The sequence below is a fragment of the Roseburia sp. AF25-13LB genome (assembly GCF_003478915.1).
GTDB lineage: Bacteria > Bacillota > Clostridia > Lachnospirales > Lachnospiraceae > Roseburia_C > Roseburia_C amylophila.
Genome location: NZ_QUFO01000003.1, coordinates 103,143 through 128,088, shown reverse-complemented (window position 1 = coordinate 128,088; position 24,946 = coordinate 103,143). Strand labels below are relative to the sequence as shown.

General features: G+C 37.5%; 31 protein-coding genes and 2 pseudogenes. 4 read left to right on the top strand and 29 right to left on the bottom strand.

Annotation, left to right across the window (positions count from 1 at the left end; all coding sequences use genetic code 11):
• Nucleotides 1–200: 200 nt before the first annotated feature.
• The 20 genes and pseudogenes from DWY37_RS05870 to DWY37_RS05765 form a co-directional block, all read right to left on the bottom strand.
• On the bottom strand, nucleotides 201–1,577 hold the full coding sequence (locus tag DWY37_RS05870) for a sensor histidine kinase (RefSeq protein WP_118544424.1): 1,377 nt from the start codon (nucleotides 1,575–1,577) through the stop codon (nucleotides 201–203).
• Nucleotides 1,565–2,227, bottom strand: coding sequence for a response regulator transcription factor (locus DWY37_RS05865; protein WP_117841909.1), 663 nt, complete (start codon nucleotides 2,225–2,227; stop codon nucleotides 1,565–1,567). Before DWY37_RS05865 ends, DWY37_RS05870 begins: the two co-directional genes overlap by 13 nt.
• Nucleotides 2,228–2,241: 14 nt before the next feature.
• On the bottom strand, nucleotides 2,242–3,000 hold the full coding sequence (locus DWY37_RS05860) for a lantibiotic immunity ABC transporter MutG family permease subunit (protein WP_118541006.1): 759 nt from the start codon (nucleotides 2,998–3,000) through the stop codon (nucleotides 2,242–2,244).
• Between the two features lies 1 nt (nucleotide 3,001).
• Nucleotides 3,002–3,733 carry a lantibiotic immunity ABC transporter MutE/EpiE family permease subunit gene (locus DWY37_RS05855; RefSeq protein WP_118541004.1) on the bottom strand — a complete coding sequence of 244 codons (732 nt, stop codon included), beginning with the start codon at nucleotides 3,731–3,733 and terminating at the stop codon, nucleotides 3,002–3,004.
• Nucleotides 3,726–4,439 (bottom strand): lantibiotic protection ABC transporter ATP-binding protein, encoded by a 714-nt coding sequence (locus DWY37_RS05850; protein WP_118173483.1) that lies wholly within the window; start codon nucleotides 4,437–4,439, stop codon nucleotides 3,726–3,728. The genes DWY37_RS05855 and DWY37_RS05850 overlap by 8 nt, the downstream gene beginning before the upstream one ends.
• 87 nt (nucleotides 4,440–4,526) lie before the next feature.
• Nucleotides 4,527–5,198 carry a GNAT family N-acetyltransferase gene (locus DWY37_RS05845; RefSeq protein WP_330414810.1) on the bottom strand — a complete coding sequence of 224 codons (672 nt, stop codon included), beginning with the start codon at nucleotides 5,196–5,198 and terminating at the stop codon, nucleotides 4,527–4,529.
• On the bottom strand, nucleotides 5,170–5,751 hold the full coding sequence (locus tag DWY37_RS05840) for a TetR/AcrR family transcriptional regulator (RefSeq protein ID WP_118173443.1): 582 nt from the start codon (nucleotides 5,749–5,751) through the stop codon (nucleotides 5,170–5,172). The genes DWY37_RS05845 and DWY37_RS05840 overlap by 29 nt, the downstream gene beginning before the upstream one ends.
• Nucleotides 5,752–6,142: 391 nt before the next feature.
• Nucleotides 6,143–6,481, bottom strand: a complete 339-nt coding sequence (locus DWY37_RS05835; protein ID WP_117684373.1) for a hypothetical protein — start codon at nucleotides 6,479–6,481, stop codon at nucleotides 6,143–6,145.
• 50 nt (nucleotides 6,482–6,531) lie between these two features.
• Nucleotides 6,532–6,852 carry a type II toxin-antitoxin system RelE/ParE family toxin gene (locus tag DWY37_RS05830; protein ID WP_015553868.1) on the bottom strand — a complete coding sequence of 107 codons (321 nt, stop codon included), beginning with the start codon at nucleotides 6,850–6,852 and terminating at the stop codon, nucleotides 6,532–6,534.
• Nucleotides 6,852–7,154: a type II toxin-antitoxin system RelB/DinJ family antitoxin gene (locus DWY37_RS05825; protein WP_015553867.1), complete on the bottom strand. Its 303-nt coding sequence runs from the start codon at nucleotides 7,152–7,154 to the stop codon at nucleotides 6,852–6,854. Before DWY37_RS05825 ends, DWY37_RS05830 begins: the two co-directional genes overlap by 1 nt.
• A gap of 54 nt (nucleotides 7,155–7,208) precedes the next feature.
• Nucleotides 7,209–8,180, bottom strand: a complete 972-nt coding sequence (xerA, locus tag DWY37_RS05820) for a site-specific tyrosine recombinase/integron integrase (RefSeq protein WP_117841904.1) — start codon at nucleotides 8,178–8,180, stop codon at nucleotides 7,209–7,211.
• A gap of 351 nt (nucleotides 8,181–8,531) precedes the next feature.
• Nucleotides 8,532–9,728: an ATP-binding protein gene (locus DWY37_RS05805; RefSeq protein WP_117781531.1), complete on the bottom strand. Its 1,197-nt coding sequence runs from the start codon at nucleotides 9,726–9,728 to the stop codon at nucleotides 8,532–8,534.
• Nucleotides 9,729–10,110: 382 nt separating this feature from the next.
• Nucleotides 10,111–10,290: pseudogene (locus DWY37_RS16275) on the bottom strand (YoaP domain-containing protein); the annotation flags it as partial.
• 277 nt (nucleotides 10,291–10,567) lie between these two features.
• Nucleotides 10,568–11,704, bottom strand: coding sequence for a Fic family protein (locus DWY37_RS05795; protein ID WP_118541002.1), 1,137 nt, complete (start codon nucleotides 11,702–11,704; stop codon nucleotides 10,568–10,570).
• A gap of 82 nt (nucleotides 11,705–11,786) precedes the next feature.
• A pseudogene (locus DWY37_RS05790) lies at nucleotides 11,787–12,278 on the bottom strand (hypothetical protein); the annotation flags it as partial.
• A 175-nt stretch (nucleotides 12,279–12,453) separates the two neighbouring features.
• The gene (locus DWY37_RS05785; protein WP_118540998.1) at nucleotides 12,454–13,695 is read right to left on the bottom strand and encodes a tyrosine-type recombinase/integrase; all 1,242 of its coding nucleotides are present in this window, start codon (nucleotides 13,693–13,695) and stop codon (nucleotides 12,454–12,456) included.
• Nucleotides 13,696–13,732: 37 nt separating this feature from the next.
• Entirely contained in the window at nucleotides 13,733–13,912 is a 180-nt protein-coding gene (locus DWY37_RS05780; protein ID WP_227700698.1) for a hypothetical protein, read from the bottom strand.
• Between the two features lie 101 nt (nucleotides 13,913–14,013).
• Entirely contained in the window at nucleotides 14,014–14,208 is a 195-nt protein-coding gene (locus DWY37_RS05775; RefSeq protein ID WP_055264249.1) for a DUF6462 family protein, read from the bottom strand.
• 442 nt (nucleotides 14,209–14,650) lie between these two features.
• Nucleotides 14,651–14,899 (bottom strand): helix-turn-helix domain-containing protein, encoded by a 249-nt coding sequence (locus DWY37_RS05770; RefSeq protein ID WP_118540996.1) that lies wholly within the window; start codon nucleotides 14,897–14,899, stop codon nucleotides 14,651–14,653.
• Nucleotides 14,883–15,323, bottom strand: coding sequence for a sigma-70 family RNA polymerase sigma factor (locus DWY37_RS05765; RefSeq protein WP_118540994.1), 441 nt, complete (start codon nucleotides 15,321–15,323; stop codon nucleotides 14,883–14,885). The genes DWY37_RS05770 and DWY37_RS05765 overlap by 17 nt, the downstream gene beginning before the upstream one ends.
• A gap of 526 nt (nucleotides 15,324–15,849) precedes the next feature.
• Between DWY37_RS05765 and DWY37_RS05760 the strand changes: the two genes are divergently transcribed.
• Nucleotides 15,850–16,200: a helix-turn-helix domain-containing protein gene (locus DWY37_RS05760; RefSeq protein WP_171029199.1), complete on the top strand. Its 351-nt coding sequence runs from the start codon at nucleotides 15,850–15,852 to the stop codon at nucleotides 16,198–16,200.
• Between the two features lie 93 nt (nucleotides 16,201–16,293).
• Here the strand turns inward: DWY37_RS05760 and DWY37_RS05755 are convergent, their stop codons facing one another.
• The gene (locus tag DWY37_RS05755; RefSeq protein WP_118540992.1) at nucleotides 16,294–16,629 is read right to left on the bottom strand and encodes a hypothetical protein; all 336 of its coding nucleotides are present in this window, start codon (nucleotides 16,627–16,629) and stop codon (nucleotides 16,294–16,296) included.
• A gap of 171 nt (nucleotides 16,630–16,800) precedes the next feature.
• On the opposite strand from DWY37_RS05755, the gene DWY37_RS05750 reads away from it, so the two are divergent.
• Nucleotides 16,801–17,058 (top strand): helix-turn-helix domain-containing protein, encoded by a 258-nt coding sequence (locus tag DWY37_RS05750; RefSeq protein ID WP_118540990.1) that lies wholly within the window; start codon nucleotides 16,801–16,803, stop codon nucleotides 17,056–17,058.
• Between the two features lie 21 nt (nucleotides 17,059–17,079).
• On the opposite strand, the gene DWY37_RS05745 is transcribed toward DWY37_RS05750, so the two are convergent.
• From DWY37_RS05745 to DWY37_RS05715, 8 genes are all read right to left on the bottom strand, one after another.
• Entirely contained in the window at nucleotides 17,080–17,589 is a 510-nt protein-coding gene (locus tag DWY37_RS05745) for a winged helix-turn-helix domain-containing protein (RefSeq protein WP_330417550.1), read from the bottom strand.
• A gap of 372 nt (nucleotides 17,590–17,961) precedes the next feature.
• On the bottom strand, nucleotides 17,962–18,540 hold the full coding sequence (locus tag DWY37_RS05740) for a DUF6033 family protein (protein WP_055264386.1): 579 nt from the start codon (nucleotides 18,538–18,540) through the stop codon (nucleotides 17,962–17,964).
• Between the two features lie 44 nt (nucleotides 18,541–18,584).
• Nucleotides 18,585–19,175 (bottom strand): hypothetical protein, encoded by a 591-nt coding sequence (locus tag DWY37_RS05735; RefSeq protein ID WP_118540984.1) that lies wholly within the window; start codon nucleotides 19,173–19,175, stop codon nucleotides 18,585–18,587.
• A gap of 104 nt (nucleotides 19,176–19,279) precedes the next feature.
• Entirely contained in the window at nucleotides 19,280–19,615 is a 336-nt protein-coding gene (locus DWY37_RS05730) for a hypothetical protein (RefSeq protein ID WP_147403581.1), read from the bottom strand.
• A 105-nt stretch (nucleotides 19,616–19,720) separates the two neighbouring features.
• The gene (locus tag DWY37_RS16270) at nucleotides 19,721–19,843 is read right to left on the bottom strand and encodes a hypothetical protein (RefSeq protein ID WP_255667663.1); all 123 of its coding nucleotides are present in this window, start codon (nucleotides 19,841–19,843) and stop codon (nucleotides 19,721–19,723) included.
• Nucleotides 19,844–19,861: 18 nt separating this feature from the next.
• Nucleotides 19,862–20,683, bottom strand: a complete 822-nt coding sequence (locus tag DWY37_RS05725) for a hypothetical protein (RefSeq protein WP_055264380.1) — start codon at nucleotides 20,681–20,683, stop codon at nucleotides 19,862–19,864.
• A complete protein-coding gene (locus DWY37_RS05720) occupies nucleotides 20,673–22,079 on the bottom strand; it encodes a sensor histidine kinase (RefSeq protein WP_006859239.1) in 1,407 nt (468 codons plus the stop codon). Before DWY37_RS05720 ends, DWY37_RS05725 begins: the two co-directional genes overlap by 11 nt.
• An 11-nt stretch (nucleotides 22,080–22,090) precedes the next feature.
• Nucleotides 22,091–22,801, bottom strand: a complete 711-nt coding sequence (locus DWY37_RS05715; RefSeq protein ID WP_055264237.1) for a LytR/AlgR family response regulator transcription factor — start codon at nucleotides 22,799–22,801, stop codon at nucleotides 22,091–22,093.
• A 479-nt stretch (nucleotides 22,802–23,280) separates the two neighbouring features.
• Here DWY37_RS05715 and DWY37_RS05710 point away from each other — a divergent pair, with 479 nt between their 5' ends.
• Nucleotides 23,281–23,622, top strand: a complete 342-nt coding sequence (locus DWY37_RS05710; protein WP_006859242.1) for a MobC family plasmid mobilization relaxosome protein — start codon at nucleotides 23,281–23,283, stop codon at nucleotides 23,620–23,622.
• Nucleotides 23,571–24,941 carry a relaxase/mobilization nuclease domain-containing protein gene (locus DWY37_RS05705; RefSeq protein ID WP_044999558.1) on the top strand — a complete coding sequence of 457 codons (1,371 nt, stop codon included), beginning with the start codon at nucleotides 23,571–23,573 and terminating at the stop codon, nucleotides 24,939–24,941. The genes DWY37_RS05710 and DWY37_RS05705 overlap by 52 nt, the downstream gene beginning before the upstream one ends.
• The last annotated feature ends 5 nt before the right edge of the window (nucleotides 24,942–24,946 follow it).

Below are 24,946 nucleotides of genomic sequence, written 5' to 3'. Positions count from 1 at the left end.
TATACTTCGTATAACATTGGAGATTTTTACTGTAATAAAGAATAGTACGAGCATTTTTAATTTTATCAGCTATCATAATTCTGTATGCCTCCTTCTTCCATGAGATTACAGCAAACGTAGTAGTAATGTCTATCAAAAGGCTTTTACATATTAGATAAAAGCATGTAAAATTTCTTTTACATAGCTTAATTGCGGTCTATTTAGCTTATTTCTTGACTACTCAGGAAAAATATTTCTACCCTCGCCCCACCTGTATTTTCAGAATTTGAAAGTTTAATACCTCCACCATATTTTTCAGCCACAGTTTTTGCAAAAAATAGTCCCATCCCATAATGGGCTTCGCCATTTCTACTTGTGTCATCCATAAAAAACTGCTCTGTGCCATGCAATAATGCTTCTTTTGTAAATCCTGATCCGCTATCCTCCACAATGAATGTCAGCCGGCCATCCTGCTCCTTTGCGTCAATATAAATGATTCCATTTTCTTTTGTATGCTCCACTGCATTCTGAATCACATTCATTACGGCTCGGAACATTGGATCATAAGCAATCGTTACCTTTTTATCACTTTGTTCCGCCTTCCAATCTATCTTCTGGTGATAGATTTCTACCAGTCCGAGTGCCTGTTCCTTTATATCTGCGAAAAAATCTTCTAACCTCACCGTTGTATAGGTAACATCACTGCAATTCCATGATTTTGTGACATCTATCAACTGTTTTACATAACTTTGTATCTGTGTTGTGCCGTTCAAAACATAAGTGATATTATTCTTCTGTTCTGTGGTCAGTTCAGTCTCTGAAAGTAGTTCTGCATTTCCCCGTACAATCGTAAGAGGTGTTTTAATATCATGCGCCAAAGCAGACATCTGCTGTTTCTTTTCCTGCTCTGTTTTCCACTGCTTTTCTAAAGATTCTCGCAATGCATCTCGCATATCATCGATTGCCGATAAACAGTCATCAAACTCTTTGATACCGGAACAGGATGTCTCATATTCCAGATTTTGATCCTTTATTTGTCCGATTGCGTCTAATACAGGCTGCATCTGCTTTTTGATTCTTTTTCCAAAACGTATGGACGGAATGATGATAATCGCTACCGCTCCAATCACAGACATAATACTCATCACATTCTGTGGTCCTATAAAATGCTCCCTCAAAAAAGCTGAATGATATTGAGGTGTCAGGCGATATTGCAATACAACATATTCATTTTCCCTTACAATTACTTTATAAAAATATTTCCCGGATGCGTTTCCGTACTTTGCAACATTCCATGCTATCTGTTCGTATTGTTCTGACAGATCTCCACCTATTTTCTCTCCATTCTCTGAAAAGATTACATAATCACAAAGTGCAGGAATCATCTCAGCAGTTACTTTATCCGCACGTAAAATCGTATCATATGCTTCATTAATCTTTTGCTCTGCATAATTCGCCGGATAGATACAGCCCACACTAATCAAAAGGTACAGCAGCAGCCAAGCAACAATCACCAAACCTACTAATGATCCAAGCATGACCAGTACATATCTCATAAAAATCCAGCTGAGTGCATTGCTTCTCTTTACTCTTCCCATTTATATCCAATCCCCCAGACTGTTTTTATCGGTGTATAATCATAATCCGCAAATTTTGCTCTTATATTTTTGATATGCGTGATAATGGTACTGTCATTACTCTCACTGTCAAAACCAAAGACCTCTTCTAAAATCTGTTCTTTCGAGAAAACCTGTCCCCTGTTTTTAGCCAGGAATTCACAAATTTCGTACTCCGCTTTCGTAAGAGGAACTTCCTTATCATCCATCAACAGTTTCTTTTGAGACATCTGAATGCAGACTCTCCCTAAAACCATCCGGACAGAATGTTCCCTGTGCTCTCTTCTAAGATGTGCATGAATCCTTGCCCGAAGTTCCCTCACTCCAAATGGCTTTGAAATATAATCATCTGCTCCCAACGAAAGTCCGTTCACCAGACTTTTTTCCTCCGTTTTTGCCGTAAGAAACAAAATCGGACAATCCACAAGTGCCCTGATTCTTTTGCATAATTCAAAGCCGTCCATTCCAGGCATCATAATGTCAAGTAAAATCAGGTCATAACGATGTAATTCTTCCATATTAAGTTTCAGCGGATTACTTACTTTGGTAACCAGATGTCCATCCTTATTCAAAATGCTTTCTATCATTTCCAGAATTGCCGGTTCATCATCAACTGCCAGTATTTTTGCCATAGTTTCCCTCGATTCTATTCCGATATTCTGTTTCCTTCCCAGTGGTTTACCCACCAAAAATAGTATACCATACTAATCCCTGTAAATATTAAGCAACCTGGTATGAATGACAACCATTCACCTACACTAGTTTCTCCCAATACAGATTGCAGATAAGTATATGGTACTCTACCCGTCCAGCAGACAAATACATATTTCCACACATAATCTCCAAGTCCGGTAAGCATCAATGCACTAATTAGTCCTGATATAATCCCTGCTCCAATGGATACCCCTTTTCCAAACTGAAAAGCCAGAATCAGCTGCCACAGATAAAGTGGAACACTGCTTCCCCACAGCAGCAATGCTGCAACAACACATATTTTTACAATTTCCATATTGCTGTTACTCCAGCTACCACTTGCTGATATCATTCCAAATCCAGTTCCAAATATTAAAGTAGTCAGTAAGACAGAGCCAAGACAAAACATCAGTAACAGCAGAAGTTTCGATATAAATGCCACTCCTTTTTTCGATAAGGATAACATATTCTGAAAGTTACCTGCATTTTGTTCCTGCTCCATCACACTTGCTGTAAAAATTCCAACAAGTACTGGAAGTCCTGCTCCTATTGCCTGATAAAATGCAATCACTTTCATATTTTCATTCCATGGTGAAAAAAGGTAATACACTAAAAATATAACGCTGGTTAGAATCGGAATCAGTAAGTGTGCCAGAATCACAGATGTTCCTTTCATCTTTCGCAAGTCTGCATTCAGAGATCTTCCAAGCATCCTATCTCACCTCTCTTCTCTCAAACCATTTCAGAAACAAAAGCGTTGCAAGAACAAACCAGATCATTGAGAGGCAGATCCCCGGAGCAATGACTCCCGTATTCAAAAATGGATTCCCCGATTCTGCCGCAAGACCATTCGGTAAAATATGAAGTAACGGACACATCATTCGCATAGGGATTGCCGAAACAAGTACATACCAGATCCTGGTTTGTGATATTACCACACCGCTGACGGTAATAAACAGGCAGACGAACAGGTTTACAATCATTCCAAAGCGTTCGCTTAAAAACAAAGCTACCGGAATCTCCCATAACTCAGAAATCGTCAGAAACAATACTGCAATCAACGCTCCTCCAACTGGAACATGTGTCGTTAGAAGAAAGCCTCCAAGCGTTGCTCCTGCAAACACAATCACATTGGAAAACAGAATCATGCACCCAATATAAATAATTTTCCCCAGCAACAATTTTCTTCTGTCTGTGGGAATAGTCATTAAATGATAGTATTTTATCTTTTTCTCCTGCGCCACAGAAAGATAACAAAATAGAGCAATCATCCCCGGCAGCAAAAGTGTATACCACCAGTTCCAAACACTTTCTGCATAAGCATTTGTCATCCCAAGAGTAAATATAAATGCCATGACAAATGTAAGAAGAGGAAATCCCCAGATAAACTTTTTTCGCATGGTTCTTTTGGCTTTTTGATGTTCTGCTTTTATAATATTAACCATGGATTTCACCTGCTTTCTGGTTTTTTCTTACCACATTCATAAACAAATCTTCAAGATTATCTCCCTGCTTTAATTCTCCTTCGTATCCTAAGATTCCACCTGAAATAATCCCGACTTTATCTGCAAGTAACTGTACCTCCGAGAGAATATGACTGGAGAGAATTACAGTGATTCCCTGTTCCGGAAAAGACCGGATCAGCTCTCGTAATTCCTCGATTCCTATTGGATCTAATCCATTCGTAGGTTCATCCAATATCAAAAGTTCCGGTTCTCCAAGCAATGCCATTGCAATGCCTAGTCTTTGCTTCATTCCCAAAGAAAACTGTCCTGCTTTCTTCTTTCCGGTGTTTGTAAGTGATACAATCTGCAAGACCTCATCAATTCTGTTTTCATCTGTACCAAGCAATAATTGCCTTACCTTCAAATTCTCTCTGGCGGAAAGATTTTCATAAATAGGCGGATTCTCAATTAACGCTCCTATTTTTGATAAATCTTTCCTATCCCAAAGTTTTCCATCAAAGTAAATCTTTCCTGCAGTTGGTTTCATCATACCGGTCAGCATTTTCAATGTGGTAGATTTTCCCGCACCATTCGGTCCAAGCAGTCCATAAATCTGTCCCTTTTCGATATTAAGTGAAACATTATTTACCGCTTTCTGTTTTCTAAAATATTTACATAGATTTTGTGTCTGCAACATCATTTCCATCTTTGCCATCCTTCCTTCTATATTTCATTTCTTACTGAAATATAATCTATCAGGGAAAAATAAAGATTTGATGAAGTTTGCTACATTTTAGAAAATCTGTCCCGGAAGTTTTTTCTTCTCCATATACGGGAACTCTCTATCAAATGCCTCTGCTTCCTTTTCATTTACCAGATAACCTGCCGGAGGTGCATACTCTCCTGTAATTCCATTAAGATATCCCGGCATCAGTTCTTCGCACAGAAAAAAAGATGCATCCTCGCCTTCCGGCAATCCATGATAGCGGATGCCAAACTCACTCGCCTGTCTGAATCCGCTTTTTCCATAAAAATCAATATTTCCTTCAAAACATAGTGCTCCGCATCCAAGCTCTTTTGCTTTTTCTAAAGAATAATCCAGTAAAATCTTTCCATACCCCTTCCTTTTAAGCTCCGGTGCAATACAGATCGGTCCCATAGTCATAATGGGAATACTTCTGCCATCATCGGCTGCAATCACAGCCTTCATAAACATGTTCTGTCCAATTAACTGTCCATCTAATGTCATGACAAAATCCAGTTCCGGAACAAATGCGGGATCATTGCGAAGTTTGTGGAGTACATAATGCTCCAGACAGCCTGGTCGATACACATTCCAGAAACTCTCCCTTACCAGATTTTCTACCTCATGGTATTCATTTTCTCTTTCCAATCGAATGATAATATTTTCCTTCATTTTCTTTTTCTCCACTTCTTTATATAATGCTGCTAATACTTTTTTCAAACCGCTCTTTTATTCTTGTTTTATCCTTTGCTCCATCATACAGACTATAGTAGAAAAACATGATGGAATAAAACATGGTTGCTTTTTTATCTGCCTCCACAACACCCATGCTCTTGAACAAATCCTTCACGTATTCTACCGGACCAGACACAAGATACTGCTGATACAAAGCCTGCATCTCCTCATTCCGAAACTGCTCTAACGTAAGCATCTTTCGAAATGACGATGCAAAATCGTTTTCTGTCCAATATAAAAACATAGATTTACTGTATTCCATGAAATTGTCCGCAGAAATCTCTTCATACTGTTCCGGTTCATTTTCCTTTTTATCAGCAGGCATATCATGTGATTCTGCCTGTTCGCCATCCCCCTGCTCCATCCTTTTTACAATATGTTCAAAAATATCTCTCTTACTCTCATAATGCCTATACAATGCACCTTTTGTCATGCCAAGCTCCCCCGCAATCTGACTGACAGAAACTGCTTCATATCCATCTCTCGCAAATAAATGTAATGCAACAATCAATATATCTTCCTTTGTAGTTTTTGACATACCCAAACCTCCTGCTCATAAAATAAACGACCGTTTACATTTTGATTATAGTAAACGGCCGTTTATTTGTCAAGTCAGATATCTCTACACATTTTTACATAACTTTGTTTATGATAATTTTGTCTTTAATGGGAAACAGATGTCAATCTCCATATAACCATCTTCCTCTATCTTCCGATAAATATCAATAATCGGTCGCTCATCCAGCTCATTCTTTCCCTTAGGAGGACTCATAAACAAGGGGAAAACGATATAACACGATACAAGATGTAATCGAAAGGATACCAGTGAAAGGTTTAGTATTTTCAAGGGGGCGACGAGATTTTTATAACAAGATATAACAGTTATTAAATCCTTTAAAAATCGTCATCTGAAAACTGGAAGTTTCCATTTATTTCTTTTTGCGGTATTTGGGTTCAATACCTACTACATACGCTACCATAGCCGCAATACTAATAAGCATTGCACCCAATATAGGTATAATAATCAAACCCGAATTCTGCCCATCTAATAAAGGCAATCCAATTAACGTAAACAAAACACCATACACGCACCACAATATGCCCAAAGCACGATTATAGCCTTTCACATCTTCTATGGGCGCTACCTCAGCATTTGCCCAAAAACCGAAAGGTTTTGCTTTCTTGGAATTAAAATCATAAATGCCCATTACAATAAATAATACGCCGATTATTACCCAAATAACAAATGCTATTAATCTTCCTTCCATAATATGTATCCTTTCTTTGTAGTTCTGTAACTTCAAATAAACGCGTGCTTTTATAGCTCGCCTCTCAAACGTGCTTCTATATCAGATGCCGTGTATAACACATCCGTTACAATTACCCTTTCGTCACGGATTGTATAAAACACTGAATAATTATCGACGAGCATTCTACGCAACTCCATTCTCTTTTCCGGCTCAGAATCCATAATCCTAAATCGTTCTGGGAAAGTGTCTAATGTAAGTATTTCATCAGCAATGCGATTATATTGCCCCATTGCATTATCTGGAGCAAGCAAATCTATAGCAATATAATTGTATATATCTTCCATATCCTGCAAAGCTTCTTTTGTAATCTCTACCTTATATTGCTTCATTAATGCCTCTCTCTAAATGCCACAAACGCACTAGCTGCATCCTCAACATTTCCTTTCTCTATATCGGCATATCCTTTTTCTAACTTTTGATGAATCTGTGTAACAGACATCATATCTGCATTCACTGAATTAGCTGCTTTTGGTAATACAATAGAAAAGGGAATTCCTCCTACTAATGATATTTGTTTTAAATACATATCTATAGCAGTAGCCATTGGTATCCCTAATTGTGCCAATACACTTTCTGCATTTTCTTTTACATCTGGATTTACTCTTATATTTAATGTTGCTGTTTTTCCCATAGAATACACCTCCATCTTTCTTTTATTGTAACGTCTTTTGCGTTACAAGTCAATCTATGAAATATATTTTCGATGCGATAGCTTCACATTGTTTTGATTAACCATTGCATATCTGAGCGTTGTATCTATTTGCTCATGTCCCAGAATTTTCTGTACCTGTTCAATCGGCATACCTTTCTCAATTGCTCTGGTGGCCATAGTCCTTCTGAACTTATGTGGGTGTACCTTTTCTACACCTAACTTCTTCCCCATTTCTCGTAATCGTAACTCCACACCGCTTTCAGTAAGTCTACTGTGTGGTTTGTTTAACGACACAAATAACGCTATATTATTATCTGTCCTTGATTCAATATAATTCAACAAATGAATTTTGGTCTTAGCATCAAAATATGCTTTCCTCTCTTTGTCTCCTTTGCCATAAACCACGCATTCCCGCTCAGAGAAATCTATATCATCAATGTTCAGCCTTACCAATTCGCCTACTCTAATTCCTGTTGAAAGCAGAAAATCAATCATTGCCCTATCACGCAGATTATTACAATTATCTCTAAGAATTTCTATTTTCTCATCTGGAATGGTATCTTTTACAATAACGGCAGTCTTTACCTTATGAATTCTTTTCATTGGGCTTTTTATAATATAGTCCTCTTCCTCTAGCCACGAAAAAAATGTGGAAAGACTTCTACGAATATTATCAATAGTTACCTTTCCACAATTATTTATCGTTTGATACTCTACAAGATATTTTCGTAGCATCTCGGTCGTTATCTTTATGACCGGAATATTTATTGTATCCAACATCTTTTCAATATTACACCTATAATAGCGTATTGTTTTGTCAGAACACCCTTCTAAATGCTTTGCAGTTAAAAACATATCTAGAAAGTCCATATTCGTTGTCTGCAAATAATCAGATACAGTATTTTCAGATAACCGTTTTACCAACACCTCTTGTAGTTTCTGCATCTGCGATGCATTTAATACTTCTGCCATGTCATTGATGATGTCATAAATTTCTCTACCCATAAGAGCGCACTCCTTTTTGAAGGAGTATATCGTAGAAAAATCAGCACATCAACAGAGCGTATTACTGAAAGTTTCACCTTATCTGGTTAAAACATGTTTGCAATATTTTGTACATCCACATTTTGGACAAGTTAACTTTCTTTTGGTAATTGTATGAGGTCCCATAACATAGGATTTCATATCAGGAACAAATCGCTCCTTGCATTCAGGACATTCAAAGGCTCCTGCTTGTTCAATACCCTAGCTTCGTGCAATTTCACAGACAGGAAACATTTCCATCAAGGATGATCCTGTAAAAAGGATTTGTCCTGTTGACTCCCGATTTTCTTAATTATATAAACTGGAATTCATCTATCTGCATCGCAGCCATCTGCAAATATCGACCACCTGCACACCCTGATAATCATAAGTTTCATGATGTGTCCTTGCAATTACCATCTTAGGATATGCATCTCGTATTGCAAGCAATGGCGAATATTCCCTCTCAAATGTTGTTTCATCTGAAATATTGTCACTTACCTGAATGTATATCAGTGTGTCTCGTTTCTTTGCTACAAAGTCCACTTCTTTTTTATAAAGTTTACCAACATATACCTCATAACCTCTCCTTCGTAACTCCAGATAAACAATATTCTCATAAACCCTTCCAAAGTCCATATTTCGTGTACCATTGACTGCATATCGAAATGCTGGATCACAAAGATAAAACTTACTATTGTTTTCGAGATATTTTTTCCCCTTTAGGTCATACCGTTTTGCCTCATAAAATAGAAATGCGTTCTCTAAATAACCAATGTATTTTGATACTGTCTTTCTGGTAATCTCTCTTTGGTCATTATTTAATGTCTTGCAGATATTATTGGGAGAAAGCAGGTTGCCAATATTATCCATCATAAATTCAGATATACTGGCAAACTCTGATGTATTTCTTATTCTATATTTCTCAACCAAATCTCTTATAAGAATAGTCCCATACACATCTCTGATATAATCATACTGTCTATCCTCTGTCTTATATACATAAGCTCCCGGCATACCACCGGTTCGGACATACTGATCAAATGCATCATCATACCCATCCGTAATTCCATAATAAGTCAGATATTCCACAAAAGAAAAAGGATATACCTTTATTTCCATCGTTCTTCCAGTAAAAAGTGTTGCCAGATCTGAACTTAACAAAAATGCATTTGATCCGGTAACATAAATATCATAGATTCCTTTTGTATAAATACTATTGATTGCAAGTTCGAACTGAGGGCACATCTGAACCTCATCAATCAATAATACGTTATTCATTCCTTCTTTATATTGACCCAGGATATACTTATGCAATGCATGATATTCCAGTAAATGATCAAACTCTAATTCCTGAAGGTTTATCATTACAATATTGCTCTTTTCCTCTAACGACTGCAGATAAGTGATAAATTCCTGCAGCAAAACAGACTTGCCGCTCCGTCTGATGCCCGTGATTACTTTTATATCTGGCGTCCCATATAATTCAATCAATTCATCTAGATACTTTTGCCTTACAATAAACTGCATATCACCATCTCCTATTCCCATTTTTTGAAATTTCTTTATATTTTGGTAATACATTTTATGCATATTCTAGCACAGTCAGCTGCTTCTGTCATTATTCTATTCCCATTTTTCTTAAATAATTCATTTTCTGGTAATGGCATTTTCTTATAGAACAAAAAAGCAGCAGACATTTCGTAAGCACATGGTTTGACGTTTCTTCCTAAAACAGACCACTCTGATTGCAGTTTAAATAGACTATCTTCACACCATTCATTTTAAATCTCGCCTCTGCATTGCCCTGTGGATACGGCTTCTTCCTGCTGTAACTGCAATCCATGACACCATTCTATTTCAGCGTATGAATATCCTCAACCTACGGAGAGTAGAGTTCGAATTTGCTCATTTATTTTTCCATCCCATCCAGAAGCTTTATAAATCTTTTATCATTCATCTGCTCATTCGTAAGGTATTCTCCATTATAAAACAATGCATAGGTTGTAACCGGTGTCGGAGCATTCTGTGCTTCTTCTTTCGTTTCCAATCTGGTTGCCTGAAACGGAACCTCTCTTTCCCTGGCAACTTCAAGAACACGGTATGTGTGCAAATGATGAAAAATTTGTGCAAAAAAAGAGGTGCTGCATTGTGCAAACACCTCTTTAGATAGATTTTTAAACGATTCTAAATTTCTATTATCTGCTCCACTTTTTTCTGAATATTGTCTAAGTTATCATGAAATATCTTAGTATAGTCCAATTTATTTATCCTTTAACCCATAACATTGGTACAACATATCTCTCATTTTTTCATTGAAAATTATAGCCCAAAAAGGCATTTTTGTTCAACGAACTTAATCTGTTAAATTACATCTTAAATTTATATTTTCCTTTTCCGTGACCGGACACTGGTTCAATAATATCTGCCTGCACCAAATTGGAAAGAAGTTTTGAAGCACCTGAACCTTTTAGCTCAAGAAGCTCCATAACTGCACTTCTTCCAAACACCTCATCAAAGCCAAACTTTTCAAAAAGTCTATGAATATGAACTGTCGTTTTTACTGAAAAATCACTACCTTTTTCGGAAAGCACACTTTCAATATCCACTTTTGTTTCTTGAATGTCCACTTTTTCATTCTCAATATCCACTTTCGAATCTCCAATGTCCACTTTTTCTTCGTTCAAAAGTCCACTTATATGAAGATTTCGATTATGAAGCTCATTTTTCTCGTTCAAGAGCAGATTTCTGAGAAACGCTTCCAGATACTCTGTTGTTTCGTGAATGCCTTTTTGCAGATTCGTATAATTTGCACGGACAAGTGCATTTCTAAAATACCACGCATTTTCCGCAAATATATCATTTGTTACAGAAAAGCCAAGTGTCCCGAGATACTTGATAAAGAATACTGCCGTTGTCCTTGTGTTACCCTCACCGAAAATGTGGATTTGCCACAATCGTGAAACAAACACTGCAAGATGATGGATAATCTCATCCTTCGAAAGTCCTTTATAGCTGAAATCCCTTTCCTGTGAAAAATCATATTCAAGCGTCTCTCTCAATTCTGATGCACTTCCATACATTACAGTTGCGCCATCAAGTACCCACTCTTTTTTCGTAATATTGTAATCTCTGATTTTCCCGGCATGCTTATATATTCCCCGAAAAAGTTTACGATGGATTGAGATATATTCATTCGGAGAAAAGGAAAATGCTGTTTCAGAAAGTATCCCTGCAATACGGGAAGATACCTTATCCGCTTCTTCTATACGTTCCTCATCCGAAAAATGCACAGGTTCTTCCCCATAATAGCTGTCGATAAGGCTCTGTGCTTCTTTCATTGTGATTTTGCCTTCAATATTCTGAATGGCAGTATCAATCAAATATTTAGATGGTTTGAGTCCGTCCACTGCCTGAAGTCCGATTGCCGTACTCCAGGCATAGCTTTTGCCTGCTTTGTCTGGTTCTGCCTCTTTCAGATATTCTTTAAATGGATCTTTTTCCATACCTGCTACCTCAATTCATATGCATTACCTTTATGGCAAAATCCCCCACCAGTAAACTGATGGGGAATATCTATTTTTATTCTTAATATAATTTTGCACCAGCAGGAATATGGTTATCAACCATAAGAAGATGAAGTTCTTCATCCTCTGAATCCTTCAGGTTATTCACTGCGGAAAGTAACATACCACAGGAATCAATTCCCATCATCTTACGTGGTGGAAGATTTGTGATGGCGATAAGTGTCTTGCCAACAAGCTCTTCCGGCTCATAGTAAGCATGAATGCCAGAAAGGATGGTACGGTCTGTGCCTGTTCCGTCATCAAGTGTGAACTGTAACAGTTTCTTTGACTTCGGTACTGCAACGCACTCTTTAACCTTTACTGCACGGAAGTCTGACTTGCTGAATGTATCGAAATCAACCTCTTCCTCGAATAAAGGCTCAACTTTTACATTTGAAAAATCAATCTTCTCATTTGCTGTAAAGAATCCGTTGTTATCGTTTGCAGCTTCTGCTGCATCTCCCTCGGAAGACTTGGAAGCCTTCTTGTCGGAGTCGAGTGACTTCATTGTCGGGATTTCACATCAATTTAATTTACTTTAATGCTTTTTCCTTTAATAAAGCCTTTTTCGGTGTTCCAACATTATCATAATAACATATTTATGCTGATTACACCACTTGAATTTGTCGTACTCTTGTCGTATGGCACACATTTTGTCGTACTCTCGTCAGTCCATGCCGGACTCTTTCCTAAAATACATCTAAATTGTGTGCTAAATTTTGAATTGCTTCCTGCTTTTTAGTATCGGTAACTTCCGCATAAATATCCATGGTTGTTTCGATATTTGCGTGTCCCATAATAGACTGAATTACCTTTAAGTTTGTTTCATTTTCGCAAAACCTTGAACAAAAGGTATGTCGCAAATGATGACATGAAAAATGTGGTATTATCACAGGCTCTCTGTGCTGTTTTGCAGCTTTTACCACTTCTTCTGCATTGTGCGCTTCATATATACGCTTGATTGCTCTGTTTACAGCTTGCGGATTATGGATATTGCCAAAACGATTCATAAAGATAAATCCTTTCATCCCATCAATCACTGTTTCATTAAATCCATGTTCCTTCTGGTCATCCAATTCCATCTGGAGTGCATCATAAACCGCATCCATCATCGGAATCGTGCGTATACCAGCTTCTGTCTTTGGAAGAGATACAGCAAATGAACATATCGGATGTTCTTTGAACTCTCTACTGTAATAAACCACGCTATGATTGATACTGATCGTCCTTTTTTCAAAATCAATGTCTTCCCATCGGATACCGATTGCTTCTCCTATTCGACAACCTGTTCCAAGCAGGAACTTAAAAAATGATGCCCAGTGGTAAAATGTAGGACTTTCATCAATATAGCGTATAAAGGCTCTCTGTTGTTCCACTGTCAAAGCGTGTCTCACACCATGATTTTTCCCCGGTTGCTTTTTAATCTGTGCCATTACTCCATCACTTGGATTAACACGAATGATGTTATCACGCACAGCAAGCTGAAATGTCGGGTGTAAAACAGTATGAATTGTTTCTAGCGTATTTATCTGCATTTCCTTCTCTTTCAACAAATGCTGATAGAACTGCAATACATCAGAATACTTCACAGCGGCAATTTTCTTCTTGCCAAATCCACCTCGTATAAAGCGATCATACATATATTTATAGTTCCGCATTGTTGTTTCCCTCAACTCTGCCTTTGTCGATATATATCTGTCAAAAACAAAATTGATTGTAGATGTTCCGGCTGCATACGCATCCAACCCATCAAGCTGATCTTTCATCAGTTTAACTTCTCTCTCCCGCAATTCCATGATGTCCTTAGAATAGATGCTCCGGCGCTTTCCTTCCGGATCAACATAAGTATATACATACTTACCATCGCAACTGCGTTGAGTTTCGCCTTTTCTTAATACTCTCCCTTTGTTATCCTTTCTTGATTTCGCCATCTCGTCTCCTCTCTCAAGGAAAGAGATTTTGTACTAGCTACTCAGCCGGTTTATCCATTGCATACTGCATATCAATCCCTCTTTGTAGCACCTGTGTTATGGTCATGTCATGTTTGGACGCATATCCTTTCAGTCTTGCAGCTTCTTCCTCCGTCAGTTTTAATCCGATAAGAGTTTTTTTAGGATTATCCGACTTCGGTCTACCTGTTCTAGCCACAATATACACCTCCATCCATTTCATAATCATTATACTTTCTGTTTAACCAAAAGTCAAGTGAATTTTGGTTAAACCAAAATCTTTTTCCTTGTCTGCAAAATTTATTTCACCCGAAATGACTCAAGATATTTGTCAAACACATCAAGGTCTACTAACACCATTCTGTCTATCTTCAGAATTGCTCCCGCATCTTTGGCAAGAGTCTGAAATTTATTCATACCCATGCTGTACATTTCTGCCCCTTCCTTATATCTGACCAGTCTTTTCTTATTTATTGTCTTTGGCTTCCTCTGCATTACTCAAATCCTCCTTAAATTTAACACGCATTTTATCTGCCAATGACAACCCACAATTCTCTTGCTGGCTCTCATAGGCAGATAAAAATGCAATACAGGTGACAGATCATTACTCTGCCCACATCGGTCTTGCACCGTCATTCAAATTGACCGGACTGCAAATTTCCTTACAATCCGGAAGTATCATTATCACGGATATGCTTCATCGCCCTGTGTTACTGCCACACATTTTGTCAGATCTTCTCGCTCCATACCTTTGCTTCAATGTAATGTTTCAACATTTCCTCACATTCACTCCTATCAAAGAGCAGGTACATCTTGGCGAATCTACCTAGTGGCTCCACATATCCTCACGTCCTGTATGCAAAAAATATTCAGTTGTCAAGGTACAGAGTGCATACGCAGCAATCAGCGAATGGAAAGGGACAATGCTAACCGCCTGTTATGCAACTTCAAAAGCCAATATCTTTGTGATCAGCTTTGTTTCTAATCTGCGACGCAGAGTTTCATCAATGCAGTAGTGTACCTGTCCACTTTCGTCATACAGCTTTCTTGTAGACAATTTGATTATGTATCCCTCATAGTGTTTTAACACTGTATTGATGGCACTTACATCGCCCTCTGATGCTGCCTTTATAATATGGAAAGGCAACAAATTTTCTTTGTTTCTGGTTTTAGATATCTTTTTCATCTGCTATTCCTTCCATAATCTTTCTCAAAATTTCCAGTGAGCGTGTTCTGTGTTCATGAATGGTACTGCGAACCAGATTCATTTCTCTTGCAATATCTGCATCGCTCATCTCCATGAAATAGGAAAGTAAAATAACATTCCTTTTTCTTTCCGTAAGTTCTTTTAATGCTTCCGCAATCAAAGTATTTTTTACTTCAATATCATAGCCATGCACTTCAAAATGATGATTTTCTGTTCCGTACTCATCCATAGTAAATAATTTGCTCAACTCCTTTTCTGACAGTTCAGAGAATGTGACTTCGTGTTTTCTGCGATAGTCCATGTGCTTGTAATAATTGACAGCTTCACCTTTTAATGCCATCTGGCACAAACGGTCAAACTGATGCCTGACAGTCATTTCATTCTTAGAAGAAGGTTGCCCCATACGAGTTCACCTCCTCCCGTTCCGAATGACAAGGCATTTGCCTTTTTTCCCTTCCGGTGTATCTCCCAAATGAAACCGGGGAGATGTTCGGGTGGATTGAAAAATTTTTATAGAAATTTTTCTGCATGCAAAAAACGTCCTCGCAGGCACACACCCACAGGACGCTGTTCATATCTGATATTAAATTTTCTCCACACTCTACGAGTGCGTATAATGCACTTTCAACTGTAGCATCTGCCGCATTACTTAAAATGCGACCTATTTACCTGCCCTTTCACGCACTAGACAGGACACTATTTTCCAAATACAAAAATATCCTTTCAACGGTTCAGAATACATAACTCTCCCAAACACATTCAAAGGATAAAAAGCATGTGAAAAAACCTTTGAACATTGCGTTTTTTTATATGCAATATCCAAAGTTTCTTATTTCATCAAAGTGTACTATATCCCTCTGTTTTAGTGCTTTATTAGTTCATTTCTTTTTCAAATTGTGAACTATACACTATATACGGAGGTGCATGATATGGCTAAATCTAAGAAAATTGATAAAGACATGGGTTTTCGCCTGAAGAAAGCCAGATTAGACCAAAAGCTGACTTATGATGAGTTATCCGAAAAATCCGGTGTCTCATCAAGATATATCAAAGAGATTGAAAATCATGGAAATGTTCCAAGTCTTGAAAAACTCGGACAACTCATTCGTGCTTTACATATCTCTGCTGATCCGTTTTTTTATCCGGCAGCTCCAACCGATAATCTGGATTATCAAAGGCTGCTGGTTTATCTTTCAGAATGTACGGACGATCAGATCACCACTATTCTTGCACTTGTGGAAGCCTATCTTCGTACATATAAAACCCATGAGACAGAATAGCAGAAAGATTTTGATATTAACTTGATTGTTTCTGAATTATTCTGGAGAAGAACAGGGTGGAAGTTCCATGATTGGACGCTCCACCCTGCTTACTTATTTCATTATTGTATTCAGTAACTCTTTCACCTTAACACTCTCTTTAACAATCCCCAATCCGGCAAGTATCTGTACTGCATCTACGATACCCTGATAATAGGCTCTCTGTTGCTCCTGAAAGTGCGCATGATCTACAATATCCATATAGTTTTCTAAAAAATTTCTCTGCTCTGCCGAAAGCTCAGATAAGAGTTTTTCATATTCCCGGTTTGCTTTTTTCAGCTCCTTATCTGCTTTCTTTGTTTCCTCTGTCTGTATGGAATACTCCCGTTCGTCTGCTTCACTGCGAAGCTCCTCAAAAACATCAGATAGCTTTTCAAATACTTCATTCATTTTTGTATCCACCTTTCTCTAAATAAGTATTGCATTTTACAGGCAGTATTATCAATCCTTAAATTTCTTACAACAATATTTTTTTCACACTTCATCTTTAGAAGTATATTATCAAGATTATTCCGTAAAATCAATCATGTGGCACTTCATCTTTAGAAAGTTGGTGATAATATGAAAATTTACTGGAATAAAGAAAGCAATTCCAAAAATCTGATAGGTCATAGAGTAAAGGAATTGCGAACCGAAAGGCAGCTATCGCAAAAAGCACTGGCAGAACAGCTCCAGCTTGCCGGATATGAATTTAGCGATTTGACCGTATTACGAATAGAACAAGGGACACGCTTTGTACCGGATTATGAAGTGGTTGCCCTTGCTGAATTTTTTCATGTATCTTGTGAATATCTTTTAGGTGTCAGAAATGAAAAATAAGCAGTGATCTGTATTTGTTCTTTACAGACCGCTGCTTAAATTTTTGTTGAAACGATAGCCTACACCCCATACCGTCTGTATGTAAACAGGCTTGCTCGGGTTATCCTCTATCTTTTCTCGTATGTTGCGTATATGGCTCATGACGATGTTGTAATCGCCGGAATAGGATTCCTTCCAGACAATATCATAAATCTGCTCCTTGCTGAACACTCTGCCTGGATTGTTGGCTAACAGATAAAGGATTTCAAACTCTGTAAATGTCAAATCTATTTCCTGTTTCTGTTTTCTTACCGAACGATTTATATCATCTATTTCCAATCCATTAAAACTCAAATTCGTTTTTGTATTTTCAATTACTTGAAATGCTCTTACTCCCATACTGACACAGGATATTATATGATTCAGAATTTCTTCCTCACTATCTTCAAATGTCAGAACTAGCATTTTCCCATACACATCACCTGCCTTATTACTTTTATCTACTGCTAAAGCTCTGGTCAATACAAAAGAATGATTTCCATATCCAGCCAAGCAGTACGTTATCTGCTGTTTGGTTTTTCTTATTTATCCTATATACTATAACGAAAATTATTTTTCCGGTTGTTCCAAACTGCTTCCTGATGTTTTCAGATTAAAAGCTTCTCTATCCTTAATTCTGTATTCTTGATATTAGATGTAAGTACTCTATTGTTTGGATTCACATAATAAGATTTTATATTAATCATTGTTTCCCTCCTATTTTGAAATATTTTGTTTTTTACAGTAAAACAAATCCTGCATTAACTTATTTCCTAAAATCATAAATTTTTTTTCTGAATATTATCCTTTTATGCCAATCCCCTGTCAGTCAGAATTGCCTATGCTTCCTCGTTATGAGTCCAAGCATTCTCTTTTTTACAATATTTATGAAATACTCTTCCTTTTATATTCCGTTGCCATAATCTGCATAATAGATTCCAAATTATTTTCTGTTGCTTGATAATTTGTATCACTATACTTTTGAAACGATTCACTTATCGACATTTCATTTACTATTTTTTTATCCTTTTCATTTCCTATTTCATTCGGATAACCCTCCAGCCAATAAAGTGTGCTTCCGTCCGGATATATTATCATTCCAGCGCTTTTTACCGGCGGCGATAAAGCTTGTATTTCTTTCTGAGATTCAGAACTGCAAAATTCTTCAATTTTACTCAGCACGCTCTTCTTCAAAGCTGGATCACTCTCCATTTTTGATAATGTTTCCGGGGAAATTATGACATGATTTGTACCTCTCATATCATATTCATCAAGCAACTGCTGACAACTTACTATGCTACCCACATTTAATGTTACATTATAGCTATTACCAATTTCTCTTGCTAATTCTCCACCTGTGATTTTTTCAAACACTTCCCTAAAGTCATTTCCTGTATTTCTTACCACATTAACATTTTCCTGCATTGTAATACTACTTAATATTCCAAGTGCCTGTATATCCATGATTTTTTCAACCTTTCTGCAATTCCTCTGTCAGTCTGAATTGCCTATGCACTTCTGCCTGTCATAGCAGAATATATACCAACTTCTTTTATGTATCGCATATAAGTATCCATTAAACCATTTTTCAGACAATCCTCTAATGTATTTTGCATTTCACTTAAAAAACTGCTCTTATCATAGATTTCTCCCTGCCTTGCATTGGCTTCCTGCACACGCTTTGCCATCGTCATTGCAACAATTCCTCCTGCCGGACTATCAATCTTTCCCTGCTGCTTTAAATGTGCCGACAATGCCAACATTTCTACATAAGAAGCATTTGATGGATCTACCTCATCAGGATCAATCTTGATTTCCTTTTCCGAACCATCTGTTCCTTTTACCTTTGCAACCATATGATTACCGCCAGCCTCTTCATCATAATAAATCCCTATAGATTCTCCTGTTTGGACATGAATGGTTGATAATATTGCACCGCCTCCCTGCAATTCAAAGGTCTTGTTACATGCCGCTATATTATCAACATTTACATTTTTTTCTATCTCCTCTGCAAAATTCTTTCCTGCTGTATTCCTTTCCATCCGTCTTGTTTCATATCCTACTGTATAACCTGTTGTGCCAATTCCACCAATAGCCATTTTAATATTCCTCCTGTCAAGCTATTTTCTATCTTCTACAATTCCTCTGTCAGTCAGAATTGCCTATGCTTTCTCGTTATGAGTCCAAACATTCTCTTTTTACATTATTTATAAATACTTTTCTTTTTATATTCCATTGCCATAACTCCTTGTACTTCTATTTTTTTAATCATCTCCTGCATATCGTTTTGCAATAAGGATTTTATATCGCTCGCATTCATTATCCTTACTTTTTCAGTATTCTTTGACCTCTCCGAAATCGCCTTCTCTCCACCTACATCTGGCTCTAATGTGGCAACTATCTCACCATTATCATCAAAAACCAGTGTACATTTTTTTACAGGCGGATTAAGTGTCCGCATCGTTAGTTTGAATTTATCGCTGCTATAATCTGCAAGCATATCATAAACTTTTTGTCTTAATGCTGTATCTGTATTCATTTTATATAGCACATCACTTGGAATATAACACTCAAAATAGCCATTTGCAGCTCCCACATCAATATGAAATTTATTATATATATCTTCTTTTACACAGTTTATCTGCTATTCTCTAAGAGTTCCGTAAAAATCCTTTTCTACATTTATATCACCTTCAATAGTATTCACATTTTGTTTTTGCACAATTGCTGTTATATTACTCAGCATTCCAAGTGCCTGTATATCCATACTTTTAAACCTCCTCGTTTAAAGCTTTTGACTTTCTATCACGCTCTTACTAAATGTACTTATTGTGTCCTCGTAGGCTGACACACCCATCGGCTGAAAAGCTGATATATTTGTTCTATCCTGTCCACTTTGCACACTCTCAATAAGAAAGCCTTGTAATCTCTGCTGACTAACCAACTGACTGTTTAAATAATTTGCCCATGCTAGTTCTTTTTGTGCTCTCGCCTTTTCCTGTGCCTCCTTTATTTGTTCTGCTATAATTTCTTCAAATTCTTCATGGCGTTTCTCCCACCATGATTCTTCATCATCTGATAAGTCATCCGAGTTACTGTCACTTTTTACGGGTATACCTTCACCATAGCATTCTTCCGGCGAAGCACCAATGACTTGAAAACCAATCATTTTCGATCCCATTATGCCATTTGTGGAATACATCTTTCTTACCATATTCATGACAGTATTTTCCCATTCTGGATCACTTTTCATCTTTTCAAATGCTTCATCTGTAATAATCAGTGAACCTCCAACACATGTGGAACGATACCATCCGCTCACAGGCATCTGAGACATTTCATTCATAACCCATTGCTTATATTCGTCCATTGTCATTTCCTCTTTGGTCTTATTGGAAATAGAACTATCATATGTAAAGCCACTATAATTTGGTGGCTGCGAAATAACCATATCCCCCGCCCATGCAGAGGTAGTTGATGTTGTGCTCTGTCTTTCCTCTGCCTTTTGTACTTCACTTGCAAAATTGCCTTCCCCTGTTGTTTTCATACTGCTGTTCATATAAGCGTAGGCAGTTGCGCCAATACCATTTACACCACTAATACTCATTTTCTGTTCTCCTTTCTTGTAACAATATTGTTACACTAAACTCATTTTTCTTTACCTTAATATCTAAATCTCCCATGTACTTCTCTACTTCTCTCTTTACATTGGATAATCCTATTCCATGTAAGGAAATATCTTTTTCTTTATCGGAAACTGGAAGATTTGTATTGCTATCAAACTTGATTTCCCCGTCAAAAGAATTTCTTACTTCTATCAGAAAAAATTTTCTTTTTTGTTTTCCAGACAGCGTAATATATCTTTCCCCCGTATTCATTTTTTCACAGGCTTCAAGTGCATTTTGCAACAAATTGTTGACGATAATTCCAATATCATACGCATCATATCTGTCTGATACCGGATAAGAGAACTCTGATTGAAATTGTACTCCCTGTTTGCTTGCTGCTTTCTGCTTATCATTTACAATCACATCCGTAACAGCATTGCCTGTCTGAATAGTTATCTCAAACACATTCATACTCTCATCCATTTTTGACAGATATTGTTGCATATCCTCATAATTGCCACTCTCCATAAGTCCCTTGATATTCGTCAAATGATTTCTCATTTCATGCTTCATCTGCCGTATTCCGTTATAAAACTGCTCTACTTCCTCCATTCGCTCCTGTATTGAATGAACCTGTTGTTCTTCAATAAAATGCTTTTTCTTTTCTTCCTGAAGTTTTTCCATCTCCTGATAGGACACTATTGTGATTAAAATTCCTGCATAGAATAAAATTGCAATTACTGGCACTATTCCCAGAAATATTGGATATTGTTCATAAAGTTGAAAAATCAAATCATCTTTCACCACTATCCAAAGCCGGACAATAATATTTCCAAATAAAATTGCTACTATCGGTGTCAAAATCAGATAGCACAATTCCCTTATTTGCAGTTCTATCTTTTGTTTTCCTAATCGATGTCCAACAACAAAAAGCATAATTAAAAACAAGAAGATTCTAAATGCGGCAATAAAAATGTAATTCAATGATGCATTACGAAAAATATCCTCTACTAATGTTTTTTCCTGCACCCAATATCTGCTTGTAAAGAAATCTATACTTTCCACAATCAGCATACTTAAATTTCTAATGCAGAAAAATATAATCCCCATAAAAAATGTAAAATTTCTATTCATGCCTAAATAGCCAGAAGATGCCGTCAATAAAATTATTACAATCATCAAACCTAACCACCCATAAGCAGGAACAAAGTTTCCAATAAGGGATATGGCTATATAACTTCCAAAAACTATTAGTATCTTTTTTAATTTACTTCCCTGTCGTTCTTTCTTTTCTGTCATAAATGGATAGAAAAAAGCTGTCAGACAGACTGCATATAAAAAAGTTTCAATTCCGCCTATTATATTTTGGAACAACACAAACTCTGTTTCACTCATCCGCTGTCCTCCTACTGCATATACCGGAGATATGCTTTTACAAAGTCCGGATATTTATATTTTGAAATCAGCAGCTTATCTCCATTGACAAGCGTTACTTCTGTCTTGTTGTACTCATCTATGCAGGCAAGATTGACTAAATATCCCTTATGAATACGGAAAAACTGTCCCTGCAATTCTTCTTCCAAATCTCCGAGCTTTGCATAATATTCCAGTTCTTCCTCATTCATATGAATTACAACTTTGTGGCTCTGGCTTTCCAGATAGTAAATATGATCTAACGGTATAGCCTTGCTCGTATTGGCATATTGGATAACCAGCGTTTTCTTCTGCTGCTCCGCTTCTGATATAATCTGTTCGGCTGCCCGCCGGAAAACTTGGGCAAATCTCTGTTCATCAATAGGCTTTAACAGGTATTGAAATGCTCCTACATCAAAAGCATCATAGACATATTTTTCATAGCCTGTAACAAATATAATAATTGGCTGCTTTGTAAGCTCCGTTGCCCTGATCTGTTTTGCCATGCTCATACCGTCCATACCGGACGCAACGCTTTTCATTTCAATATCCAGAAACAGCAAATCATGCTCCTTTTGATCTGACAGGTATTCATCAGTGGAAGCATACTCTGTGATTTCACATTCTATGTTCTGTTTCCTGACAAGTGATGAAAGATAGGTTCGTATGTTCTTTTCATCATCACATATTGCAATTCTTATCATGTTCCACCTCTTTTTTCTTTTCGATTATTATATCGGAAATTATATAAAAATTTCTGAAGCCGATAGCGCAAATGGACAGTTTAATAGCGCAAGTGGACAAAAAATAGCTAAAGTAATTCTATCAGCCCAAGATATGTGTTCCAATCAGATTGCCTAAGCAATCGGAACACCGACACACCCTTTTGGAGTGTCGAAAACACACATAGCAAGCACTGCCCATGTCATGACACATAGGCTGAAATTTACTTTTCATGCCGCAGGCATAACCCGTAAATTTCCATAGGGAAGTATCCCTAACCCTCTTATATTTTTTGAGCCACTTTTCACAGCAAAATCATTGACCTTCTTCTGCAATTTTGCTACAATTTTTCTTGGATAATTCTATCCAAAAATCGAATACACATTGAAACAAACTGTTGTAAAACATCGAACATTTTACAGCAGTTTTTTTGTACCCAAAAAAAGAAGGAGTTAGAGAAATGGCAAACAGAAAACGCACCAATCCTGTGCAATTTTATCTCGATGATGACGAACAGTATATCCTGGACGAGAAGTTCCGATTATCGGGAATGAAAAGCAAGTCCGCTTTCTTGCGAAAGCTCATTTTGTATGGCTATGTCTATGACGTAGATTACAGTTATTTAAGAAATTATAATACGGAGCTTGGACGTATCAGCTCAAATCTGAATCAGATTGCCAAGCGAATAAACAGCACCGGGAATATTTATCAGGAAGATATGGACGAAGTAAAGGAGTTGATGAATGAGGTATGGCGTACACAAAAATCCATGCTATCAAAGCAACCGTTGATAAAGCGATAGACTACATCTGCAACCCCGAAAAGACCGATGAAAAAATGTTCGTTTCCTCTTATGCCTGTTCTCCGGAAACCGCAGCTTATGACTTCAAATATACTCTCGACCACTGCCGGGAAAACAGTCCCAACAAAGCCTATCATCTGATACAGGCTTTTGCTCCGGGAGAGGTTGGTTTTGAAGAAGCACACCGCATTGGAAAGGAACTTGCAGATAAACTTTTAGAGGGGAAATATTCGTATATTGTAACCACCCATATTGATAAAGGACACGTTCATAATCACATCATTTTTTGCGCTGCTGACAACATCGAACATAACAAATATCACGACTGCAAACAGTCCTATTATCACATCCGGAAACTGAGTGATGAGCTGTGCAGGGAGCACAATCTTTCCGTCATCATTCCGGGTGATCAGCGTGGCAGAAAATACAAAGAATGGCAGTCTGATCAGAATGGTTCTGCATGGAAAACGCAGATCAGAAAGGACATCAATTTCTGTATCAAGTCGGCTTCCACTTATGAAGAATTTCTGCTTCTGATGAGAGCCAAAGGGTATGAAATCAAGGGGGAAACTTTTGAAGAAGGAGCTGCCAAATACATCTCATTCCGCCCTCTAGATAAAGAGCGTTTTGTGCGTGGCAGTGCGAAGTCTTTGGGTAAGGAATACACAAAGGAACGTATCAGGGAACGCATTGAAAGGAAACGGGAACGAAAGGCAGTGATTCCCAAAAGGGACTACTCTGCCCGCAGGCTCATTGACACCTCTGACGAAAAATTCAAAAGCAGTCCGGGACTGCAAAGGTGGGCTGCCATCGAGAATTTAAAGATTGCCGCACAGAGCTATAATGAGGTTGGTTCCCTTGCAGAACTGGAACACAAAATTGCAGTGAAAACCGAAGCCGGAAAGTCTGCAAAGCAGAGCGTGGTGGAACTGGAACACCGCATCAAAGACCTTGCGGAAATCATCAAATACGCACAGCAGTACAAAGACAACCGCTCCTATCATATCGGCTACAAAAAAGCCAAGAACCCTGACGCATATTTCCGCAGATACGAAAGCCAGATTATTCTTTATGGCGGCGCCAGACGTATGCTTGAACAGGCGGACATAAGCTTAAAGGGATTGAATGTCGATAAACTAAAAGCTGAGTATCAGAAACTGATGAAGCAGAAAAGCGAGCTGACTTCCACCTATAAAAATTGTGAAAAGGAAGTGCGTGAGCTGAAACGGAAACAGGAAAATCTCAATCAGTATCTCGGACGGACACAGCCCGATCCGGCACAGGAACAGCAGGAAAAAAGTAAAAATCAGACTTTATAATAATA

Bases quoted from the DNA above. Each gene is read 5' to 3' on its own strand.
- DWY37_RS05870 (WP_118544424.1), bottom strand. From the start codon at position 1,577: ATGGGAAGAGTAAAGAGAAGCAATGCACTCAGCTGGATTTTTATGAGA.
- DWY37_RS05865 (WP_117841909.1), bottom strand. From the start codon at position 2,227: ATGGCAAAAATACTGGCAGTTGATGATGAACCGGCAATTCTGGAAATG.
- DWY37_RS05860 (WP_118541006.1), bottom strand. From the start codon at position 3,000: ATGCTTGGAAGATCTCTGAATGCAGACTTGCGAAAGATGAAAGGAACA.
- DWY37_RS05855 (WP_118541004.1), bottom strand. From the start codon at position 3,733: ATGGTTAATATTATAAAAGCAGAACATCAAAAAGCCAAAAGAACCATG.
- DWY37_RS05850 (WP_118173483.1), bottom strand. From the start codon at position 4,439: ATGGAAATGATGTTGCAGACACAAAATCTATGTAAATATTTTAGAAAA.
- DWY37_RS05840 (WP_118173443.1), bottom strand. From the start codon at position 5,751: ATGTCAAAAACTACAAAGGAAGATATATTGATTGTTGCATTACATTTA.
- DWY37_RS05835 (WP_117684373.1), bottom strand. From the start codon at position 6,481: ATGGAAGGAAGATTAATAGCATTTGTTATTTGGGTAATAATCGGCGTA.
- DWY37_RS05830 (WP_015553868.1), bottom strand. From the start codon at position 6,852: ATGAAGCAATATAAGGTAGAGATTACAAAAGAAGCTTTGCAGGATATG.
- DWY37_RS05825 (WP_015553867.1), bottom strand. From the start codon at position 7,154: ATGGGAAAAACAGCAACATTAAATATAAGAGTAAATCCAGATGTAAAA.
- xerA (WP_117841904.1), bottom strand. From the start codon at position 8,180: ATGGGTAGAGAAATTTATGACATCATCAATGACATGGCAGAAGTATTA.
- DWY37_RS05805 (WP_117781531.1), bottom strand. From the start codon at position 9,728: ATGCAGTTTATTGTAAGGCAAAAGTATCTAGATGAATTGATTGAATTA.
- DWY37_RS05795 (WP_118541002.1), bottom strand. From the start codon at position 11,704: ATGGAAAAAGATCCATTTAAAGAATATCTGAAAGAGGCAGAACCAGAC.
- DWY37_RS05785 (WP_118540998.1), bottom strand. From the start codon at position 13,695: ATGGCGAAATCAAGAAAGGATAACAAAGGGAGAGTATTAAGAAAAGGC.
- DWY37_RS05775 (WP_055264249.1), bottom strand. From the start codon at position 14,208: ATGCAGAGGAAGCCAAAGACAATAAATAAGAAAAGACTGGTCAGATAT.
- DWY37_RS05770 (WP_118540996.1), bottom strand. From the start codon at position 14,899: ATGAAAAAGATATCTAAAACCAGAAACAAAGAAAATTTGTTGCCTTTC.
- DWY37_RS05765 (WP_118540994.1), bottom strand. From the start codon at position 15,323: ATGGGGCAACCTTCTTCTAAGAATGAAATGACTGTCAGGCATCAGTTT.
- DWY37_RS05760 (WP_171029199.1), top strand. From the start codon at position 15,850: ATGGCTAAATCTAAGAAAATTGATAAAGACATGGGTTTTCGCCTGAAG.
- DWY37_RS05755 (WP_118540992.1), bottom strand. From the start codon at position 16,629: ATGAATGAAGTATTTGAAAAGCTATCTGATGTTTTTGAGGAGCTTCGC.
- DWY37_RS05750 (WP_118540990.1), top strand. From the start codon at position 16,801: ATGAAAATTTACTGGAATAAAGAAAGCAATTCCAAAAATCTGATAGGT.
- DWY37_RS05740 (WP_055264386.1), bottom strand. From the start codon at position 18,540: ATGGATATACAGGCACTTGGAATATTAAGTAGTATTACAATGCAGGAA.
- DWY37_RS05735 (WP_118540984.1), bottom strand. From the start codon at position 19,175: ATGGCTATTGGTGGAATTGGCACAACAGGTTATACAGTAGGATATGAA.
- DWY37_RS05730 (WP_147403581.1), bottom strand. From the start codon at position 19,615: ATGAATACAGATACAGCATTAAGACAAAAAGTTTATGATATGCTTGCA.
- DWY37_RS16270 (WP_255667663.1), bottom strand. From the start codon at position 19,843: ATGGATATACAGGCACTTGGAATGCTGAGTAATATAACAGCAATTGTG.
- DWY37_RS05725 (WP_055264380.1), bottom strand. From the start codon at position 20,683: ATGAGTATTAGTGGTGTAAATGGTATTGGCGCAACTGCCTACGCTTAT.
- DWY37_RS05720 (WP_006859239.1), bottom strand. From the start codon at position 22,079: ATGAGTGAAACAGAGTTTGTGTTGTTCCAAAATATAATAGGCGGAATT.
- DWY37_RS05715 (WP_055264237.1), bottom strand. From the start codon at position 22,801: ATGATAAGAATTGCAATATGTGATGATGAAAAGAACATACGAACCTAT.
- DWY37_RS05710 (WP_006859242.1), top strand. From the start codon at position 23,281: ATGGCAAACAGAAAACGCACCAATCCTGTGCAATTTTATCTCGATGAT.
- DWY37_RS05705 (WP_044999558.1), top strand. From the start codon at position 23,571: ATGGCGTACACAAAAATCCATGCTATCAAAGCAACCGTTGATAAAGCG.